The organism is Nitrincola sp. A-D6 (genome assembly GCF_000764495.1).
Lineage (GTDB): Bacteria > Pseudomonadota > Gammaproteobacteria > Pseudomonadales > Balneatricaceae > Nitrincola.
Genome location: NZ_JRLB01000105.1, coordinates 14,583 through 34,974, shown reverse-complemented (window position 1 = coordinate 34,974; position 20,392 = coordinate 14,583). Strand labels below are relative to the sequence as shown.

The window sequence follows — 20,392 nt, the reverse complement described above, 5'->3', positions numbered from 1 at the left end:
TACTACTTCGATGGGGAAATTTCCGGAAACTGCCGAATTCGCATGGTCAGCGGCAGAGTAAAGTTCTGGCTGGCACCGGAAGTAACCGCGCCAGCCGTACAAGTAATCAAGGTACCATTAAAGGGTGTCGCACCCACGGTGATCACACCAGCACCAGCGTTCACACAGCCCGTCGGTAATGTACCGATGATGAAGTCAGCCGGGATGATCGTTGATACTGTACCGCCAGCCGGTGAATTCATCGGCCCCTGGTTATCGTAAGTTAGCACCAGGTTATGGTTGGAATCGACCAATACGGGGGTACCCGGAAAATTGCCCAGAGCGCGCAGATCACCACCGGGGGTCACTTCGAAGGGCGCATTGGCGGTATTATTGCTATCATCTCTGTCAACGTAATTGGAGCTACCTGAAGAAATACTTGCCGAGTTCTGAAAATTTCCATTATTCAGAGGCTCGCCATCCAGAATGATAGTACTAGCGTTAAGATCCGCTTGAGAGAAGACGCCCGTATAGGTACAGGTCAGCGTACGTGTCGACTGCGCATTAGCAACTGTATTACAAACGGGTGTCAACGGACCTGCAAAATTCACATCAGTCAGCTCAAAGTCATCCGCTGCGGCTGGCAGGAGATTGGTAACGACCACGCTTGCACCGGCAGGAACATCGTCGCCTCCAGCCGCAATTTGCGGATCAAGGGTAAAGCTAGTCGCCTGCCCTGCAATCAAGTCGCCTACAGGGGATTTGACATTAGAGACTGTCAGGTCACCCGAACTCCTGATGTTACTCGAACCCGAGGCGAATGATCCGCCCGTGGCAGTAGCGGTCATATTAAACCCGCCCACTACCTCACCTTTTATACTGAAAGAAATCACACCGGCCGCACCGGAAGCGCCCGCAGGCACATCACACTGCATCGCTGGACCCGCTATAACCGAGCAGCCAGCTGGTGGTGCAGGTGGATTAACACTGACTTGCGCTGGCAAGGGTGTTGTGATTACTGCTGCTGCCGCACTGGTTCGCGTCCAGGCAATGCTAACTTCGGCATCCAGCGTGCGCCCGATATTTTGAGGAACGGTCAGCGAGTTGACGACAACGTCCGCATTAACTAGCGGCGTCATACCCAGCAACAAACCAAACAAGCCAAAAGCTATGCATTTTTTACCAGGAATAACAGGGGAAGCAGTTCTTACACCCTTGGATTGAGTGCTGTCATCAGCGTTGGGAGTGATTTTATTAGATACCAGCCGCCGCAACCGACGCACGGCTCCATAGACATTCCAGGCGTAGCCTTTTGACATGATTTCCCATTCCCCGTATTAATACTTATTCCATCTGAGAAGGCAAAGTGCATTAAGCACTTTGCCCACACACATACTTTTTTTAGTTTTTCTATTAAATCATGCAAAAGTAAGCACCTCATCACACGATGTATTACAATCACTTTCATTTTCTGTCTTTTTGTTTTCTATCCAGTAGATTTCATTTAGATATGAGTAAATTAACCAATTCATAACCATAAAATGTCACCACAGAACGTCATAGCGAAGACAGCCTCGCCCGGGGACCGGGCTCCTACAGGTTATGTACCGGGCTCCTACGGGTGGGCCGTGCTGTTCCTTGTGTGGCTGCTGGTACTGTTATGCCCGGCATCAGGCATAGCGGCATCAGAACCCCTGAAGTTGCAGTTGAAGTGGGGCCATCAGTTCCAGTTTGCTGGCTATTACGCCGCTATTGCGCAGGGCTACTATGAGGAAGAAGGGCTTTCGGTAGAGTTGCTGCCAGCTCACCCTGGCCTGGACCCTATTGTTGAGGTTTTGCAAGGTAGAGCGGAGTTTGGTATCGGTACATCAGACCTGTTGCTGCACTTTCATCAGGGTGATCCGGTGGTGGCACTTGCGGTTACGTTTCAGCATTCACCCCTGGTGTTGATATCCAGAACCGAGAATCGCCTGCAGACACTGCGTGATCTTAACCACCATTCTGTTGCCATAGAGCCAGGCTCTGCCGAGTTATTTGCTTACCTTAAACGTGAAGGCGTCAGCATCGATCAGTTTGATGTCGTGTTACATGAATACAACCTGATGCCATTGATTATCGGCAGAGTTGCCGCACAGTCTGTGTATAGCACCACTGAAACGTTTGAACTCGAACAACAGGGTATCAGCTATCATCTTTATTCACCTCGCTCAGTAGGTATCGATTTTTATGGCGACACACTTTTTACCACGCAGGCATTACTGACAGAGAACACTGAACAAATAGAAGCGTTTCGTCGTGCAAGCATGCGGGGGTGGTTATACGCCATGCATAACACAGAGGAAATCATCGATCTTATTCTGGAAGAATACCCCACGCAACGAACCCGTGAAGCACTTCGCTATGAGGCGAACGAAATGCAGCGTTTGATGCGAACTGACTTGATTGAACCTGGCCATATGATTATCGGGCGCTGGCAACATATGGCCGATGTATATGCCGAAATAGGCATGCTGCCGGAGAATATCTCACTAGAGGGCTTTTTACATCTGCCCAAGCCGAAACAGCCCATCGATCTGACCCGAATTTATTATGGTCTTATCCTGGCATGCATACTGGCTGCCATCTTTGCCAGCGTGGCCAGTATTATGATCTATTACAACAAGCAGCTGCGCAAAAGTGAGCAAAAATTTCGCACCCTGTTTGACGATGCTCCGGTTGCGTTTATGGTGCTTGATCATCAGGGTTACATCAAAGACTGGAACACCTCAGCCAGCCACATATTTGGCTGGCCACATCATGAGATCATCGGTCTGAATATTCTTGGTACCATCATCAAGTCTGAAGACCAGTCCATGTTCAAGGATGTGATGATAACCACACTCAGGGAAGGCCACTCCGTCAGCCTCATCAATAAAAATTTCACGCGTGATGGCAAGGAAATCACCTGTGAATGGGTTAATTCACCCTACCCTTATACCCGTGATGGTGACGAAGGCATGATCCTGTCCATCGGCATGGATGTAACCGAACGGGTTGCTATCGAAAAAGCACTGCGCCAGGCCAGAGACGACGCCAACGACGCACTGGATGAACACATACAGCTTATCAGCATGTTGTCGCATGAAATCCGCTCTCCACTTGCTACCATTGCAACCGCCAATGCAGTACTTAAAGCCGCACTGGCACAGGGTAATTTCAGTGATTCATCAGCCATGAACCAGCGCATTAATGCTGCCATTCATCGCCTTCGCAGCTTTCTCGATAACCTCACAGCGGATGACAGACTAAGCACAACAAACCTCACAAATCGTCGTGTCATGGTGGATCTGCCAGCCGTGGTACAACAAAGCATTAATGCCATTCACAATACCTACCCACTGAGAAATATCAGCACAAGCGTCTGTGGCCCTGCGATGGTTTTAAGTCCTGACCCGGTGTTGCTGGATATTGTCATTACCAACCTGCTCGACAATGCGATGAAATATTCACCCAAAGACACAGAGGTCTCGATCTGTGTTATAAGTCAGGATAATCATGCCATTTCACTGAAAGTGCATAATCATGGAACTGGCATACCCGCTCCATCCCAGGCAAAAATATTTCGAAAGTATTTTCGAGGGGAGCACGTTGATAATACCAGCGGCACAGGTGTCGGCCTCTATCTTGTCAAACGTATAGTGGATAGTAATAATGGCACGATTGATATGATGTCTTCAGATACAGATGGAACCCTTTTTCATGTTACCTTCCCACCCTGCAAGCAGGCCTGATATGCAATTAGCGTCCAATGTTAACAAGCCCAGACTTGCACTTATTGAAGATGATCCTGAGCAACGTGAAGCATTACACGCATGGCTACAAATAAACACCTATCCTTGCTGGAGCACTGACAGCGCTGAGGCCTATTACAAAATTGCGGCCGTTGATCCAGTGGATATTGTGATTATTGATCTTGGATTACCCGGCGAAGATGGCACCAGCGTCATTCAGCATCTGCGTAAATACTCATCTATAGGCATTATTATTGTCAGCGCAAGAAGCAGTTCAAACGACAGGGTTTATGGCCTTGAGTGCGGAGCGGACATGTACCTCGTCAAGCCGGTTGTACCTGAAGAGTTGTTATCCTGTATTGACAGTTTATGGCGGAGACTGAAACTTGATCCGATGCTCTCCTCAGACACACCTCATCCTGCTGATGTAGAAAAAACACCGGACTCTACCTGGCGAATATGTTGCAACCGCCGTCATTTAATCAGCCCAAACGGGGCAAGTGTGAAGCTGACACCCAGTGAACTTTCTATCATGAAAGCGTTTGTACAGGCGCAAGGTACGCTATCACGATGTGACCTTATTACAGCGCTTGGAGCCGATCCGAAAAGCTTTCAGATGAACCGTATTGATGTTCATCTAAGTCGCTTACGCAGTAAAGTAGCTGATAGCTGCCAAATCAAACTGCCTGTGACCCCACTTCCGGGTGCACGCCTTGAGTTTGTTGGCAAGATCGAGCTGTCGTAATACACCGCTTTCGCGACCACCTTCGCGCGCTCATCAAATCGCCCGGAGACCGGGCTCCTACAATATTGTCCAACCCTGTAGGAGCTCGCCTGTAGGAGCTCGCTCTGCGAGCGAATGAACCCCTACAAATATCGCAATTATCGCAAACATCGCCCGGAGACCGGGCTCCTACAATGTTGCTTCCCTCAAATCACGCCTTTGGCTTTGAGATCAGCCAGGGTTTGTGCATCCAGGCCAAGCTGCTGGCTCAAAACTACCTCGGTATGTTCGCCCAGCATCGGCGGTGCGGTGGGTGCGTTCAGGGCTTCGCCGTTAAAGCGGATGGGGTTGCTGACCAGATTAACCTCACCATCTTCAGGATGCGAACGGGTGATTTTCAGGCCGCGATGTTTCACCTGCGGATCATCAAACACGCGATCCAGGGTATTAATCGGACCACAAGGTACGCCCACCTGCTCCAGCGACACCAGCCATTCATCGGTGGTTTTCTGACGCATAGGTTCAAGCAGTAGCGGAATCAGTTCATTACGATGTTGCACGCGCAAGGCATTGCTGGCAAAACGTGGATTATCGGCTAATTCAGCACAGCCGGCCGTTTCACAAAAACGCCGGAACTGACCATCATTGCCCACCGCCAGAATGATATACCCATCAGCCGTTGCAAACGCCTGGTAGGGTACGATATTCGGATGAGCGTTGCCTAAACGCTGCGGCACATCGCCAGAGGTCAGATAGTTGAGTGCCTGGTTCGCCAACACACCCACCTGCACGTCCAGCAGGGCCAGATCGATATAGGTGCCTTCACCGGTTCGCTGACGCTGCAGCAGTGCTGCCAGAATAGCATTTGCGGCATACATGCCGGTGAAGATATCGGCAAACGCCACACCCACCTTAACCGGACCACCGCCGACTTCAGAGTCAGGCTGACCGGTAAGGCTCATCAAGCCCCCCATGCCCTGAATCATAAAGTCGTAACCGGCACGTTGGGCATAGGGTCCATCCTGACCAAAGCCGGTAATGGAGCAGTAGATCAGATCAGGTTTGATCGCCTGTAACGAAGCATAATCCAGATGGTATTTTTTCAGACCACCCACCTTGAAGTTTTCCAGCACCACATCACAGGATTGCACCAGTTGATGCAGTAGCGCCTGGCCATCAGCACTGGCCATGTCGATAGTGACCGACTGTTTGCCGCGATTGGCGCCCAGGTAATAGGCTGCTTCATGTGACTTATCCAACCAGGGCGGACCCAGCGACGCGTATCATCACCCTCACCGGGGCGTTCGATCTTGATCACTTCAGCCCCGAGATCAGCCAACTGCTGGCTGCACCAGGGGCCGGCCAGAATACGGGACAGGTCCAGTACTCTGACACCCAGTAAGGGTTGTGCCGGCATATTACTTACCTCATCGATTGGTGATCAGAAAAATGCCTGAATACCGGTTTGTGCACGCCCCAGAATCAGGCCGTGGACATCATGGGTGCCTTCATAGGTATTCACTGACTCCAGGTTCACCATATGACGCATCACACCATACTCATCGGAAACACCGTTGCCACCGTGCATATCACGCGCTACACGCGCAATATCCAGGGCTTTACCGCAGTTGTTACGCTTGACCATGGAGATCATTTCCGGCGCCCAGTTACCCTCGTCCATCAGACGACCAACCTGCAATACTGCCTGCAAGCCCAGCGTGATTTCGGTCTGCATATTGGTCAGCTTCATCTGAATCAGCTGCGTAGCCGCCAGTGGGCGACCAAACTGCTTGCGATCCAGGGTGTACTGACGTGCGGCATGCCAGCAGAACTCAGCCGCACCTAACACGCCCCAGGCGATACCAAAGCGGGCTTTGTTCAGACAGCCGAAGGGGCCAGACAGACCGCTAGCACCGGGCAGCAGGTTTTCTTCGGGTACAAAGGCGTTATCCAATACAATTTCACCGGTGATTGACGCACGTAGCGACAACTTGCCGCTGATCTTCGGTGTGCTGAAGCCTTCGGTACCACGCTCAACAATAAAGCCTTTGATCTTGCCATCATGCGCATCTGACTTGGCCCAGACTACGGCAATATCAGCAATCGGGCTGTTGGTGATCCACATTTTCTGGCCGCTGAGCAGATAGCCGCCATCAACTTTACGCGCACGGGTAATCATCGAACCTGGGTCAGATCCATGATCCGGCTCGGTCAAACCAAAACAGCCAATCAGCTCAGCCGTAGCCAGTTTTGGCAGGTACTTTTGCTTCTGCTCTTCACTGCCATAGGCTTCGATCGGAAACATCACCAGTGAAGACTGCACACTCATCGCTGAGCGGTAACCAGAATCCACACGCTCGACTTCGCGGGCAATCAAACCATAGGACACGCTGTTAACACCGGCGCCGCCATAAACCTCAGCAACGGTTGGACCTAACAGGCCCATTTCACCCATTTCATTCATAATTTCTTTGTCAAAACGCTCTTCACGAGCCGCACTCAGCACACGTGGCTGGAGTTTTTCCTGGCAATAGGCGCGCGCGGCGTCCTGAATCTGACGTTCATCATCAGTTAACTGTTGTTCGAAAAAAAACGGGTCATCCCACTGGAACGAAATCATTGTTTGCGCCTCCGCGATAATTGTAATTTGGCCAAGCCATTTCTTATATTTATTATAATAAATAGGAGAAATCAAGCGATTCTATTTGCAGCCATTCCGGATACACCCCAAAATCACGGCTAAAAATCACCACAAGCCAGTAAAGCCGGGGGATTCGTTCAAATTTGCGCCTGCGATAAGATTCGCTTATCTTTGCATCAATCACCTGTATTATGGCAGGCTTACAAAATTTCAGGGCCGGTTATGCAAAAATCAGACAGATCCGTTTGGGAGATGCGCCGCATTTGGCTGGTGGGCTTCCTGTTGCTGCCGTTTCTGCTGGCACTTACCGCCTGGATGGGCTTAAACCACGCCAAAGAGCAAGCCTTACAACAAGCCGATGAGCGCCTTAATCTCTACGCCAGCAGTTTTGAAGGTGCGATCAACAAGTATGATTACCTGCCTGGATGATTGCGCAGACACCCGATGTAAAGCAGCTTCTGGACAATTCAAACTCGCCGCTGGCCGATAGTATTAACGCGTTTCTGGCACGTACCCGCCGCACCTCACTCGCCGATGAAATCTACCTGATGGATGCGCAGGGACAGACACTGGCATCCAGCAATTATCAGGAAGCCGAAAGTTTTATCGGTAATAACTACCGTTTCCGCCCTTATTTCAGTGATGCCATCCGCTCCGGCCAGGGTGAATTTTTTGCCATCGGCACCACCACCGGACTACCAGGTTACTTTCTGTCTGAGCGTGTCATCAGTCAAAGTGGGGAGCGCCAGGGGGTAGCGGTAGTTAAAGTAGATCTGGAACCCCTGCAGGCAGACTGGCAACTGGCCGCCGAGAAAGTATTTGTATCGGATACCAATAACATTATTGTTCTCTCCAGCCATCCGCAGTGGAAGTATCGTTATATCGACGCGCTTGCAGATAATCAGCTGGATGATATCCGCCGCAACCGGCAATTTGATTCTATCGAACTCAAGCCCTTGGGGGTCAAGCGCAGCAACTATTTTCAGGTGATGCCAGAAGCGGATGGAAAAACAGCGGGTTATTTAAACAAAACACTGGAACTCTCCCGACCCGGCTGGTCGATTCATTACTTAGTGCCAGTACGTCCCCTGTACCAGTTTGCTTTTCTGGCCGCAGGATTAGTGCTCATTTTGTATATTCTTTGCCTTACTGGCGTATTATGGATGCGCGAGCGCAGTCGGCGCACACAGGCCGCATTAAAAGCTGAACAACGCCTGCGTGCACTGAATGACAGCCTGGAAGATCAGGTGGTTGACCGCACGGCTGAGCTGCAGAAACGCACCTCTGAGTTACAACGTATCCAGCGTGAGCTGGTGCAATCGGAAAAACTTGCCGCACTGGGAATCATGGCCGCAGGTTTGTCACACGAACTGAACCAACCCCTCACGGCAGTACGTACCTATGCGGCTTCCGGCCGCAAGCTGCTGACGCGTGCCCTGTATGAACAGGTAGATACAGCGCTGGACAAAATCATGACCCTGACCAGCCGCATGAGTGATATCACCGCACAATTGAAAGTCTTTGTGCGCCAGGCACCCACACAATCTCAACCAGTTGACTGGTCAGCACGCATCGACTTTGTATTGGAAATGCTGGAGCATCGCATCAACCAACAACAAGTTTCTATTCAAGCCGATTATCCAACCCAGGCCCTGATTCGTGCCGATGATGCACGTATCGAACAGATACTGGTTAATCTGCTGAGTAATGCGCTGGATGCCGTATCAACAACCCCTGATCCACAGGTCAGCATACGCCTGAGTGAAACGAATGGGGGTTGGCAATTGCAGGTAGACGATAATGGCCCGGGATTTGCGCCCGAACAGATCAAGCACCTGTTCGAGCCCTTTTACTCGACCAAGAACGTTGGCCAGGGCATGGGGCTTGGGCTATTTATCTGTTACGGACTGGTACAGGATCTTGGCGGCAGCATTCGGGCAGAATCCCCGATTGAGGGTGGTGCACGCTTTGAGGTCTGGCTCCCAATTTGTGAACAAAAGGCAACGGCAGCATGACGCAGATAGAGTGTAATAAAGTTTTACTGGTAGACGACGACCCCGCCGTACTCGAAGCGACCCGGCAATGGCTGGAGCTGTCAGATATTCAAGTGATCACCCTGGATGACCCCCTGGCTGCAGAAGAATATATTAATGCGGACTTTCCCGGCGTACTGGTGTCCGATATCCGTATGCCGGGCATCAGTGGCACCGAACTCATGGCCCGGGTGCAAGCGAAAGTACCGGGGCTACCGATTATTCTGATCACCGGCCATGGCGATATTCCCATGGCCGTTGAAGCCATGCGCAACGGTGCCTGGGATTTTCTGGAAAAACCGTTTGATCCGGAACGTCTGGAAGAGATTATCCGCAAGGCGCTGATTACCCGCGCCCTGCAGCTGGAAAACAACCGCCTGCGCGCGGCCATGCACGACCCGGTCAATAAGCGCTTACTGGGTAACAGTCAGGCCATAGTCACCCTGCGCCAGCAAGTTCAGCGTTTGGGAAAAGTTCAGGCGAATATTCTCATCCATGGCGAAACGGGTGCAGGCAAGGAAGCGGTAGCACGCTCTCTGCATGAATGCAGCCCAAGGGCAGACAAGCCTTTTGTGGCGATCAACTGCGGTGCCCTAACCCATGAACTGGTGGAATCGGAACTCTTCGGGCACCGTAAAGGTGCGTTTACCGGCGCGGTGGAATCACGTGAAGGAAAACTGGAACTGGCCAGTGGTGGCACCCTGTTTCTGGATGAAATCGAATCCATGCCGCTGCCGGTGCAGATCAAGCTGCTAAGGGCGATACAGGAGCAGCAAGTGGAACGCATCGGCAGCAATCACCTCATCGACCTGGACCTGATCATTATCTCAGCCACCAAAATCGACCTGCTGGAGCTGTCAGAACAGGGCCAGTTCCGCGAAGACCTGTATTACCGGCTGGCCGTTGCTGAACTGAACATTCCGCCTTTACGCGAACGTCAGGAGGATATCCTGATGTTATTCCAACACTTTATCTACCAAGCGGCTGAAGTGCATGACCTGGAGATAGAGGCACCCGATACGGCTTACACCCAGGCACTGTTGCAGAATCCCTGGCGCGGTAATGTGCGCGAACTGCGCAACAAAGCCACACGCTATGCATTGGGGCTTGAAAGCCAGGCAAGCCCGCAACAGCTTGCCGATACACCCTCAAGCCTTGCCGTACAGCTGGAAGACTATGAACGCAACTTGATTCGTAAGTCACTTATTTGCCATAAAGGCAATGTGCAGCGGGTTATGGAAGAACTGCAACTACCGAGGCGCACCCTGAATCAGAAAATGCTACGTTTGGGTTTGCAGCGTGAAGCACTTATGACTGGCAGTGATGAAGCTTAATAATGGTTAAGAGGCAGGCTGCTGTAGCGCACGGATCGGCACAATTAGGCCGAAGCACTGTCTTCCATCGGCATATTTTGGCTCACTGACAGACTGTTTAGTGCCAGCAACTCAATGACCCACCTCTCAAAACCAGACGCATCAGGTACCTATGAAATTTGGCACGCTTTCTGCTACATATAACCTGTGAACCTAAACAAACATAATAAAGATTAGGCAACTTCCAAAAACACACTCTACACTCTATCTACCTGTGAACATCAAAATCACACTCTGATGATGTAGGTGCGTTTTATAAAAATAACTTAGGAGAAACACTATGCGCCGAATTGGCCTCGCATTACTCATGTCTGCAACCCTGGCTGTCCCTGCCGTACATGCCCAACAAAACCTCTCGATCGCAACGGGTGGTACCGGTGGTGTTTACTACCCTATTGGTGGTGGTCTGGCTGAAATGATCGGTCAACACATCGAAGGCCATTCAGCTGTCGCTGAAGTCACCGGTGCTTCGGTCGAAAACATGGGTCTGATCCACCGCGAAGACTCGGATCTGGCCATTGCGCTGGCGGATACAGTGTATCAAGCCTATCACGGTACCGGTGCTTTTGAAGGCCGTCAGGTTGAAGACGTCCGCGCCATCGCATCCCTCTACCCTAACGCTGTACAGATAGTCACGCTGCAAGGCTCAGGCATCAACTCGCTGGCTGACCTGAAAGGCAAACGCGTATCAGTGGGTGCCCCGGGTAGTGGTACTGAAGTTAATGCGCGTGCTGTACTGGAATCCAATGGCGTCAGCTATGATGACTTTACTGTACAGCGTCTGAACTTTAACGAAACCGCTGATGCACTGCGTGATAACGATATTGATGCCGGTTTCTGGAGCGTAGGTCCACCGACCAGTTCCATCCTCAGCCTGGCAAACAGCCGTGATATTCAGCTACTTTCGCTAACTGAAGAAGAAGTGAAAAATGCCATGAGCGCCGAGGCTGTGTTCGCACCTTATCAGTTAGCTGCCAACCTGTATGAAGGTATGGAGGCACCATCAAATACAGTCGGTATACCTAACGTGCTGACCGTCAATGCTGCCATGCCGGAAGAACTCGCCTACCAGATCACCAAAGTGTTATTTGAAAAAGTAGACGAACTGCGTGCGATTCACCCGGCCGCTAATGACACGACTGTTGAATTCAGCATGGGCTCAACACCCATCCCAATGCACCCTGGTGCACTGCGCTACTACGAAGAAGTTGGTGCTGAAATCCCTGACCGTCTGCGCGAGTAAGGGCAAATCATGTCTCAGGGTCAGTTAATCCTGCTTTCCCTGGCTCTGCTGTTACCGGTCCCTCCGGTAGCAGCAGAGCAAACCACTGACTATACACTGGAGATCAGCAACAGCGAACAACAGCTACTGGCACGCTTCCCGATACATCAAGGCAACTGGTGTATGCACTGGAAGCATTCAGTCACGGGCATCGCCGTACAGGACTGCTACCGTACGGAAAACCAACAAATGCTATTAGACCACTCCTGGCAGCCAGACTTTGCGGCTGGACTGGGGCACTTTGAAGGTCGCGGTACCCTGACCAGTCATCCTGAGGGTGGCTATTTGATCAAAGACATAGATGAACCGGTTGCTGAAAACCGTTTCTGGTTGCGAGCAGGTGCCGAGAGCGTAGGGCATACACTGGTCAGTAACGACAAACAGTTAAATCTTAGCCAGTTGGCCGCAGGACAACGCCTGCAGATCCATCTGCTAACAAATGCGCAAACCGACAATTAACAACACATAACAATAACAGCCAGACATCCGGCCGGAGTGACATGCATGACGGATAGTAAAAGCCCGGTACCTTCACTGGATACCATCAGTTTCCCTAAAGATTCCGGGCCGCGTCCGGTACTTTGGCTAATCACCTTCATTGCGATTGGCCTCTCCCTGTTTCAGCTCTATAGTTCGGGCATACAGCCACTTGGACTCTTCTACCAGCGCGGTATTCACCTGGCACTGGTACTAATGCTGACCTTTTTAATTTTTCCACCGCTGAGTAAAAGCCATCGAGGCCCTTTCCTCTGGCTGATTGATATCGCTTTCTTTGCGGCGGCAGCTTATTCAGGTTTTTATCTGGTTTTTAACCTTGATGAAATCATCAACCGTGCCGGTTTCTGGTCTCAGACCGATATAGTCGTAGCCTGCATAACCACCGTGGTCGTCTTGGAAGCCAGCCGCCGCGCAGTCGGCTTTGGTCTGACAATCATAGGTATTGTCGCCATACTGTATGCACTGGCGGGTGCGCGTGGCGACCTGCCCTGGCTGGGTGAATGGTTACCCGGCATCCTCAACCACCGGGGTTACTCATTAGACCGTCTTGCTGGCCAGCTTTATCTGGGGCAGGAAGGTATCTTCGGCCTCCCACTTGGGGTTGCTGCCACCTTTGTCTTTATCTTTGTGTTATTTGGTGCCTTTCTGGAAGTCACCGGGGCGGGTAAATTCTTTATCGATCTGGCGTTTGCCGGAACCGGCCGCCAGCGTGGGGGACCTGCTAAAGCAGCAGTCCTGGCATCAGCCAGCATGGGTTCAATCTCTGGCAGCTCCATTGCCAACGTCGTGACGACCGGGGCGTTCACCATTCCACTCATGAAACGCCTGGGCTACAAACCTGCTCAGGCTGGTGGCATCGAAGCGGCCGCTAGTACCGGTGGCCAGATTATGCCGCCATTGATGGGGGCGGGTGCCTTCCTGATCGCGGAATACACCCGTGTACCCTATGTGGATATCATTAAAGTCAGTGTCTTTCCGGCGCTACTCTACTTTGCCACCGTTTATCTGTTTGTGCATATTATTGCGATCAAACAGGGGATGCACGGTATGGCAAAAAGTGAATTGCCAGTACTGCGTGAGGTAATGAACCGCGGCTGGTTCTTCCTGCTCCCTCTGATCATGCTGGTCTACCTGCTGGTTACCGGTATTTCACCCATGCGCGTCGGTTTTTATGCGGTGATGGGAATTATCGTGATAGCCGGTATCAATGGCTTGTACCTGGCCTTCAAGCGTGGTCAAAAGAACAACAACCTGTCTCAGGAACTGGTAGAAACGGCCAAATCCGGTGGACACAAAATGTTACTGGGCCTGGAGCTGGGCGCACGCAACGCTGTCGCCGTTAGTGTTGCCTGTGCTGTGGCCGGGATCGTGGTTGCGGTTGTGGGTCTGACGGGTCTGGGGCTGAAGTTCTCTTCCATGATGATCGCTTTCTCTGGCGGCAATATTCTGCTGGCATTACTGCTGGTAATCATCGCCAGTTTGATTCTGGGTCTCGGTCTCCCGGTAACTGCCAGCTACATTGTACTGATTGTATTGGTAGGCCCGGCGCTGACCAATGAGTTCGGTATTCCATTACTGGTGGCACATCTGCTGGTGTTCTGGTATTCGCAAGACTCCAATGTCACCCCGCCAGTGGCACTCGCGGCGTTTGCCGCGGCTGCCATAGCAGGGAGTAAGACCATGGAAACCAGTGTGCAATCATGGAAGTTTGCTAAAGGGCTGTATCTGATTCCCCTATACATGGTGTTTAATCCGGAGATCATCATGGGCGGTACCTGGCCGGTGCTAATCTGGAAAGGTGCTGTGATCATCATCGCCCTGGTCGCCTTTGCCGCCGCTATTGAAGGCTTCCTGTTCACCTGGATGAAACACTGGATGCGCCTGATCCTGATAAGTTGTACCATTGCGCTTTTCTTCCCGATAGTAATGGTCCAGGCAATCAGCGCGGCACTGGTCATCCTGCTGCTGTTTATCAACTACACTCAGGAGCGCCGCGCCCCTGCTGTCAGCCAACCACAGTCGGGATAAGCCACTACTGACAGAAGAGAAGTTGATGAGCAAGGCACTGACAGCCGCTGAATTTCCGAAGCGCATGAAGCGCGCTGATCAAATCGTTGAAGCGGTCAAACGCTGGGTGGTCACGCAAGACATCCAGCCGGGTGACCGCTTGCCGAATGAAAAGGCACTCACTGAGCTATTCGAGTGTTCCAAGGGAACAGTCCGGGAAGCGCTGAAATCCCTCGAAGTTCAGGGGCTCATCACCGTGCGCACCGGCCCCAACGGCGGTGCCATTCTCGCCGAAGTGCCTTACGGCCACGCCTCGCAAATGCTGCGCAACTTCCTGCACTTCCAGCACACCAGCGGCCCGGATATCTATGGTCTGCGCAAACTGATTGAGCCGGAAATTGCTGTACTGGCAACCGATAAACTCAGCGAAGACGACCTGAACGAACTGCAGCGTCTCACTGATCTTTGTGCCACAGCACCCACAGATATCCAGCAACGTCTGGAGCAGCGTATGTCAGAACTGGACTTCCACATCCTGCTGGCCGATCGCTGCGGCAATCCGATTCTGGGCTTTATGGGTCGTTTTCTGAATGATCTGCTCAAAGATCTTGTGATATACAAGAAAGTACAACTGCCGGAGCAGATCGAGTTTTCCAAATCCAACCTCCAGTACCACCATGCACTGGTCAAGGCTTTCCACCAGCGTGATACCCAGCAAGTCAGGCAACTGATGCTGGAACACATGCAGGCAGCAGAAGCCTTCAATATCGAACTCGAAGCCCGTCTTTCAACACAATTTTTGTAGGAGCCCGCTCCGCGGGCGAACATTAATCGCCCGGAGACCTGTAGGAGCTCACTCTGTGAGCGAACATTAATCGCCCGGAGACCGGGCTCCTACAGAGCGAACACATTCGCTCGGAGACCGAGCTCTCACAGGGCAGAGCTCCCACAGACCGGGCGCCTACAACAACACAATGGAATTTGATCATCATGTTCAACCGTTTACCTATGCGACTCAAAGGTTATCTGATCACCGGCGCGGGCGTTATCATGCTGTCGCCGGATGCGCTGATCGTTAAAGACACCCAGGTGGATGTAGCCGTGTTTGTGTTCTGGCGTGCGCTGCTGATGATCTGTGTAGTCACCTTGCTGGCCTTCTGGCGTTACAAAACCCAGCTACCCGCCGCAATTAAACGCTGCGGCAGTGCACTGTGGATCTGCCCGCTGGCCATAGCCACCAGTTCCTGGGTGTTTGTTGGCGCCAATCGGCTGACAGCGGCCGGTAACGTGCTGGTCATCCAGAATATGGCGCCGCTGATTGCCGGATTACTCGGGTTGTTTTTCTTTCATCAGAAACTGCGGTTACAAACCTGGATTGTTATCCTGTTGTGTATAGCCGGAGCCATCATGATGCTGTCAGGTGAAATGGAAGCTGGTAACCCCATGGGCTTGCTGATCGCCGCCATCCTGCCCATCTCCATGGCGATCAACACCACGGTCGCCAGTGCACAAAAAGGCATAGACACCACCGTACTGCTGCCCTTTGCCGGCATTGCCATGTTAATTCCTGCCATCCTGATGGGTGGTATCGCCATGCCCCCCTGGGAAGATATGAAACGCCTGCTATTGCTCGGGCTGATCTTTCTACCCGCTGCTTACTACCTGATTCAAAGCGGCCCACGCTACATTACCGGTGCCGAAGTCAGCCTGATGCTGATCCTGGAAACTCTGCTCGGTACTCTGCTGGTCTGGTGGTGGGTCGGCGAACTGCCCACCACCATGGCCTTCCTCGGTGGCGGCCTGATCCTGCTGGTACTCACCTCCAGCGCCCTGCTGGATCTTTACCGCATGAACCTGAAATCGCGCCGAGGGGTTCCTGATCCGAGAGATCTGGAAAAACCCTCATAAAGCATCTGAATCACCCACCAGCTTTTGCAGTAACGCATTGGTTCTGGGCAGCATTTTTGTGGTTGTGGACTAATGGGCCATATCTGTCTGACACGCCGTGAAATCATCCCTGATGGCTCCGGCGCGCCATCCATGGCGCACAGGGTCAGACAGATCCGATCCCATCAGCCCATCTCAAACCTGAGTGCCAACGTAAAGTCAGCTTAAAATCCCCATTCGTGTAAAACTCTTGCCATTCAGTCGGCTCCTCAGCTTAAATCCGCAGATTTATGCCATGACCACGCTGTTTATCTTGAAAGCTGGCACAAGACTTTGGGCGGGGTGGTGGTATCACTTTGGTGGGACCCTCTGCCGCCCGGACGGCGGCAGCGGAGCGGTCAAGGATGACGAAAAGCGAGTCACACCAAAGTGATACCACCACCCCAGCATGGCACCAACTCTCACTCCACACCTAAGTGCACCCCAGCATGGCACCAGAACTAAGGTAAAACCCTAATCCACTGGATAATCACCCCATTTAAGACTAGCTTTAAAAGTATAAAAAGGCTTGATCAACAGGAGTTTAAGATGAGCCAGAAGCAGTTAACCCTGGATGGTAATGAAGCGGCGGCAAGGGTTGCGCATGCCACCAATGAAGTAATTGCCATCTACCCCATTACCCCAGCCTCAGTGATGGGTGAAGTGGCCGATGCGCTGTCGGCGGAAGGCCACACCAATCTCTGGGGCAGCATTCCCAAAATAGTCGAAATGCAAAGTGAAGCAGGCGCTGCCGGTGCCATTCATGGGGCGCTGCAAGCCGGTTCACTCTGTACCACCTTTACCGCATCACAAGGCTTGTTGCTGATGCTGCCGAATATGTACAAAATTGCCGGTGAGCTCACCCCAACGGTCTTTCATATTGCTGCACGTTCACTCGCGGCGCAGGCTTTATCTATCTTTTGTGATCATAGCGATGTGATGGCAGCTCGCGGTACCGGTTTTGCGCTGTTAGCTTCTAATTCGGTGCAGGAAGTGCAGGATATGGCGCTGATCTCTCAGGCAGTATCGCTCAAAAGTCGTCTGCCGGTACTGCACTTTTTTGATGGTTTTCGCACCTCACATGAAATCACCAAAATCGACACCCTCAGCGATGGGCAGATGCGTTCCTTGTTGGATGACAGCTGTATTCACAACCACAGAGCCCGCGCCATGAGCCCGGATCATCCGGTGATACGCGGCACTTCACAAAACCCGGATGTGTATTTTCAGGCACGCGAATCGGTGAACCCTTACTATCAGCAGTTCAGTCAGCAGTTAACTGAGGTGATGCAGGCCTTTGGCGAGCTCACCGGACGCCATTACCAGCCTTATGAATATTATGGCGCTAGCGATGCCGAGCAGTTGATTATCCTGATGGGCTCAGCGGTTCAGACTCTGCAGGAAACCGTGGATCACCTAAATGCTACAGGTGAAAAAACCGCTGTGCTGGCCGTGCGCCTCTACCGTCCACTGGATGCCCAGCGTTTACTCGCTTGCTTGCCTGCAAGCATTCAATCCATCGCTGTATTGGACCGTTGCAAGGAGCCGGGCAGCGACGGTGAGCCGCTGTATAAAGATATCGTCACCCTGCTCGCCCAGGCCGTGAGCCAAGCCCAGGCCCCTTTCGCACACCTGCCAAAAATCTGTGGCGGACGCTATGGCCTGTCGTCCAAAGAGTTTACTCCCGGCATGGTTAAAGCGATCTTTGAGATGCTTAAAGCCCCGGTGCTAAAACAAGGATTTACCATCGGTATCGACGATGATCTGAGCCATACGTCAATTGATTGGGACAGTGACTTCCGCACTCAGGCCAGCCAGGCCGCTACCAGTGCGCTGTTTTATGGCCTGGGTGCCGATGGCACCGTCAGTGCTAATAAAAACGCGATTAAAATTATTGGTGAACAGACTGAGTTACAGGTGCAGGGCTACTTTGTCTATGACTCGAAAAAATCCGGTGCCATGACCATCTCGCATCTGCGCTTCAGTCCTGAGCCTATCCGTTCGGCCTATCTGATCCAGAATAATGAAGCCGCGTTCGTCGCCTGTCACCAGAGCATTTTCCTGCAGCGGCCGGATCTGTTAAATGCAGCGGCTCCCAAGGGCGTATTTCTGCTGAATACATCGACACCGCCTGAGCAGGTCTGGGACAGCTTACCCCTGGCTATTCAGCAGAGCCTGATCGATAAGCAACTGAGCTTCTATGTCATCGATGCCTATGCCCTGGCCGAACAACTGCAGATGGGACGGCGCATCAACACCATTATGCAAAGCTGCTTCTTCGCCATTACTGAACTGCTGCCACGTGAAGCCGCCCTGCAAGCGATGAAAACCGCCGTAGAGGAAACCTACGGCAGCAAAGGCGGGCAGATTACTGAAATCAATTGCCAGGCCATCGACATGGCGCCAGCTCACCTGCATCAGGTTGCGATTCCAGTCACAGTAAACCAAACAACCAAAGTCACTGAAAAAATACCCGATAGCGCACCCGAGTTTGTCCGCCAGATCACCGCACGACTGATTGCCGGTGAAGGTGACCGTATTCCGGTGAGTCAACTGCCCGACGATGGCACCTGGCCAACGGCGACAGCTCAGTGGGAGAAACGCAATATCGCCCTGGAGATCCCTGTATGGGATACCGAGTTGTGTATTCACTGTGGCAAATGCCTCTAGTGTGTCCTCACAGCGCTATTCGCAGCAAAATCTTTGATCCAGGCCTGACTGAACAAGCGGCTCCGGAGAGTTTTCTGCACTCCCCTGTAAAAGGTAAAGAGTTTCCGCCGGACTATCACATCAGCTACCAGGTCGCGCCGGAAGACTGTACCGGCTGCGGCCTGTGTGTGGATATCTGCCCGATCAAAGATAAAACCCAACCCGGTCGCCGCGCACTGAATATGCAACCGCTTACTCCGCCATTGCTGCAACAGGAACAACGCAACTGGGCGTATTTTTTACAATTACCCGAGTATGACCGCAGCAAACTGCGTACTGGGGTGATTAAAGAAGTCATGCTGACACAGCCCCTGTTTGAGTTTTCCGGAGCCTGTGCTGGTTGTGGCGAAACCCCTTATCTGCGTCTGGCCAGCCAACTGTTTGGTGACCGTATGCTGATCGCCAACGCCACCGGCTGTTCATCCATTTATGGCGGCAACCTGCCGACCACTCCCTGGTGTAAAAACGCCGAAGGCCGTGGACCTACCTGGAACAACTCACTGTTTGAGGACAATGCCGAGTTTGGTCTGGGCATGCGCCTGGCTGTGGATCATCAAAGCCGCTACGCCCAGCAACTGCTGGAACAATTGCGGCCGTCGCTGGACAATGAGCTAGTGGATGCGCTGTTGCTCGCCGATCAAAGCGACGAAGCTGGTATCTATGAGCAACGCCAACGCGTGTTACAGCTCAGAAAGCAACTCACCGAATCCACCTCCCCCCTCGCCCGTGAACTTGAAACTCTGGCCGACCAGTTGGTTAGAAAGAGTGTGTGGATTATCGGTGGCGATGGCTGGGCTTATGATATCGGTTTTGGTGGCCTTGACCATGTGCTGGCATCGGGTGAAAACGTCAATATTCTGGTACTGGATACCGAGGTGTACTCCAATACCGGCGGACAAACCTCCAAAGCAACCCCGCGCGGTGCGGTGGCCAAATTTTCCGCTGGCGGCAAAGCCACCGCGAAAAAAGACCTGGCCATGATCGCCATGAGCTATGAAAACGTTTATGTCGCTCAGGTCGCCTACGGCGCTAAAGACCTGCAAACCCTGAAAGCCTTTCTCGAAGCCGAGTCTTTCGATGGGCCCTCGCTGATCATCGCCTACTCCCCCTGTATCGCCTGGGGGAATGACCTGAAGCACAACCACCAGATGCAGGATCTCGCCACTCGCAGTGGTCACTGGCCGCTGCTGCGCTATGACCCAAGACGTCTGGAAGCCGGGGATAATCCGCTACAACTCGACAGTAAACCTCCTTCTGTGGCCTATCGCGAATTCACCGGCAGCGAAACCCGCTTCAGTATGCTCTGGCGCAGTCATGAAGCCGATGCCGAACGCTATCTGCAGGCCTCGCAACAGGAATCCCGGCATCATTACCAACACTATGCACAACTGGCCGCGCTCAAGCCCGACAGTGACGAAAAGGAGTAAGCCATGGACCTGCACACCAACTA

The 20,392-nt window shown here is 52.3% G+C and carries 14 protein-coding genes and 1 pseudogene; 12 read left to right on the top strand and 3 right to left on the bottom strand.

Annotated elements, in window-relative coordinates; all coding sequences use genetic code 11:
* Positions 1–2 precede the first annotated feature (2 nt).
* Complete coding sequence (locus tag LH51_RS17060) at positions 3–1,298, bottom strand: hypothetical protein (RefSeq protein WP_036524548.1); 1,296 nt, start codon at positions 1,296–1,298, stop codon at positions 3–5.
* 309 nt (positions 1,299–1,607) lie between these two features.
* On the opposite strand from LH51_RS17060, the gene LH51_RS19565 reads away from it, so the two are divergent.
* Together LH51_RS19565 and LH51_RS17050 are read left to right on the top strand one after the other, a co-directional pair.
* The gene (locus LH51_RS19565) at positions 1,608–3,749 is read left to right on the top strand and encodes an ABC transporter substrate-binding protein (protein ID WP_052063887.1); all 2,142 of its coding nucleotides are present in this window, start codon (positions 1,608–1,610) and stop codon (positions 3,747–3,749) included.
* 1 nt (position 3,750) lies between these two features.
* A complete protein-coding gene (locus tag LH51_RS17050; protein WP_052063886.1) occupies positions 3,751–4,494 on the top strand; it encodes a response regulator transcription factor in 744 nt (247 codons plus the stop codon).
* A gap of 320 nt (positions 4,495–4,814) precedes the next feature.
* Here the strand turns inward: LH51_RS17050 and LH51_RS17045 are convergent.
* Together LH51_RS17045 and LH51_RS17040 are read right to left on the bottom strand one after the other, a co-directional pair.
* Positions 4,815–5,890: pseudogene (locus LH51_RS17045) on the bottom strand (CaiB/BaiF CoA transferase family protein); the annotation flags it as partial.
* 24 nt (positions 5,891–5,914) lie between these two features.
* Positions 5,915–7,093, bottom strand: coding sequence for an acyl-CoA dehydrogenase (locus LH51_RS17040; RefSeq protein ID WP_036524545.1), 1,179 nt, complete (start codon positions 7,091–7,093; stop codon positions 5,915–5,917).
* Between the two features lie 243 nt (positions 7,094–7,336).
* Here LH51_RS17040 and LH51_RS17035 point away from each other — a divergent pair, with 243 nt between their 5' ends.
* From LH51_RS17035 to LH51_RS23120, 10 genes are all read left to right on the top strand, one after another.
* A complete protein-coding gene (locus LH51_RS17035) occupies positions 7,337–7,543 on the top strand; it encodes a hypothetical protein (RefSeq protein WP_036524542.1) in 207 nt (68 codons plus the stop codon).
* Positions 7,540–9,129, top strand: coding sequence for a sensor histidine kinase (locus LH51_RS17030; protein WP_036524540.1), 1,590 nt, complete (start codon positions 7,540–7,542; stop codon positions 9,127–9,129). Before LH51_RS17035 ends, LH51_RS17030 begins: the two co-directional genes overlap by 4 nt.
* Positions 9,126–10,481 (top strand): sigma-54-dependent transcriptional regulator, encoded by a 1,356-nt coding sequence (locus LH51_RS17025; RefSeq protein ID WP_036524537.1) that lies wholly within the window; start codon positions 9,126–9,128, stop codon positions 10,479–10,481. The genes LH51_RS17030 and LH51_RS17025 overlap by 4 nt, the downstream gene beginning before the upstream one ends.
* A gap of 346 nt (positions 10,482–10,827) precedes the next feature.
* Entirely contained in the window at positions 10,828–11,763 is a 936-nt protein-coding gene (locus LH51_RS17020; protein ID WP_442934858.1) for a TAXI family TRAP transporter solute-binding subunit, read from the top strand.
* Between the two features lie 9 nt (positions 11,764–11,772).
* Positions 11,773–12,261 (top strand): DUF1850 domain-containing protein, encoded by a 489-nt coding sequence (locus LH51_RS17015; protein ID WP_036524531.1) that lies wholly within the window; start codon positions 11,773–11,775, stop codon positions 12,259–12,261.
* A 45-nt stretch (positions 12,262–12,306) separates the two neighbouring features.
* Positions 12,307–14,328: a TRAP transporter permease gene (locus LH51_RS17010; protein WP_036524528.1), complete on the top strand. Its 2,022-nt coding sequence runs from the start codon at positions 12,307–12,309 to the stop codon at positions 14,326–14,328.
* Between the two features lie 25 nt (positions 14,329–14,353).
* The gene (locus LH51_RS17005; protein WP_036524526.1) at positions 14,354–15,112 is read left to right on the top strand and encodes a FadR/GntR family transcriptional regulator; all 759 of its coding nucleotides are present in this window, start codon (positions 14,354–14,356) and stop codon (positions 15,110–15,112) included.
* Between the two features lie 185 nt (positions 15,113–15,297).
* Positions 15,298–16,215 carry a DMT family transporter gene (locus LH51_RS17000; RefSeq protein ID WP_036524524.1) on the top strand — a complete coding sequence of 306 codons (918 nt, stop codon included), beginning with the start codon at positions 15,298–15,300 and terminating at the stop codon, positions 16,213–16,215.
* A gap of 567 nt (positions 16,216–16,782) precedes the next feature.
* Positions 16,783–18,903, top strand: a complete 2,121-nt coding sequence (gene nifJ, locus LH51_RS23125) for a pyruvate:ferredoxin (flavodoxin) oxidoreductase (RefSeq protein WP_235263805.1) — start codon at positions 16,783–16,785, stop codon at positions 18,901–18,903.
* A complete protein-coding gene (locus LH51_RS23120; protein WP_235263804.1) occupies positions 18,861–20,369 on the top strand; it encodes a thiamine pyrophosphate-dependent enzyme in 1,509 nt (502 codons plus the stop codon). The genes nifJ and LH51_RS23120 overlap by 43 nt, the downstream gene beginning before the upstream one ends.
* Positions 20,370–20,392: the final 23 nt, after the last annotated feature.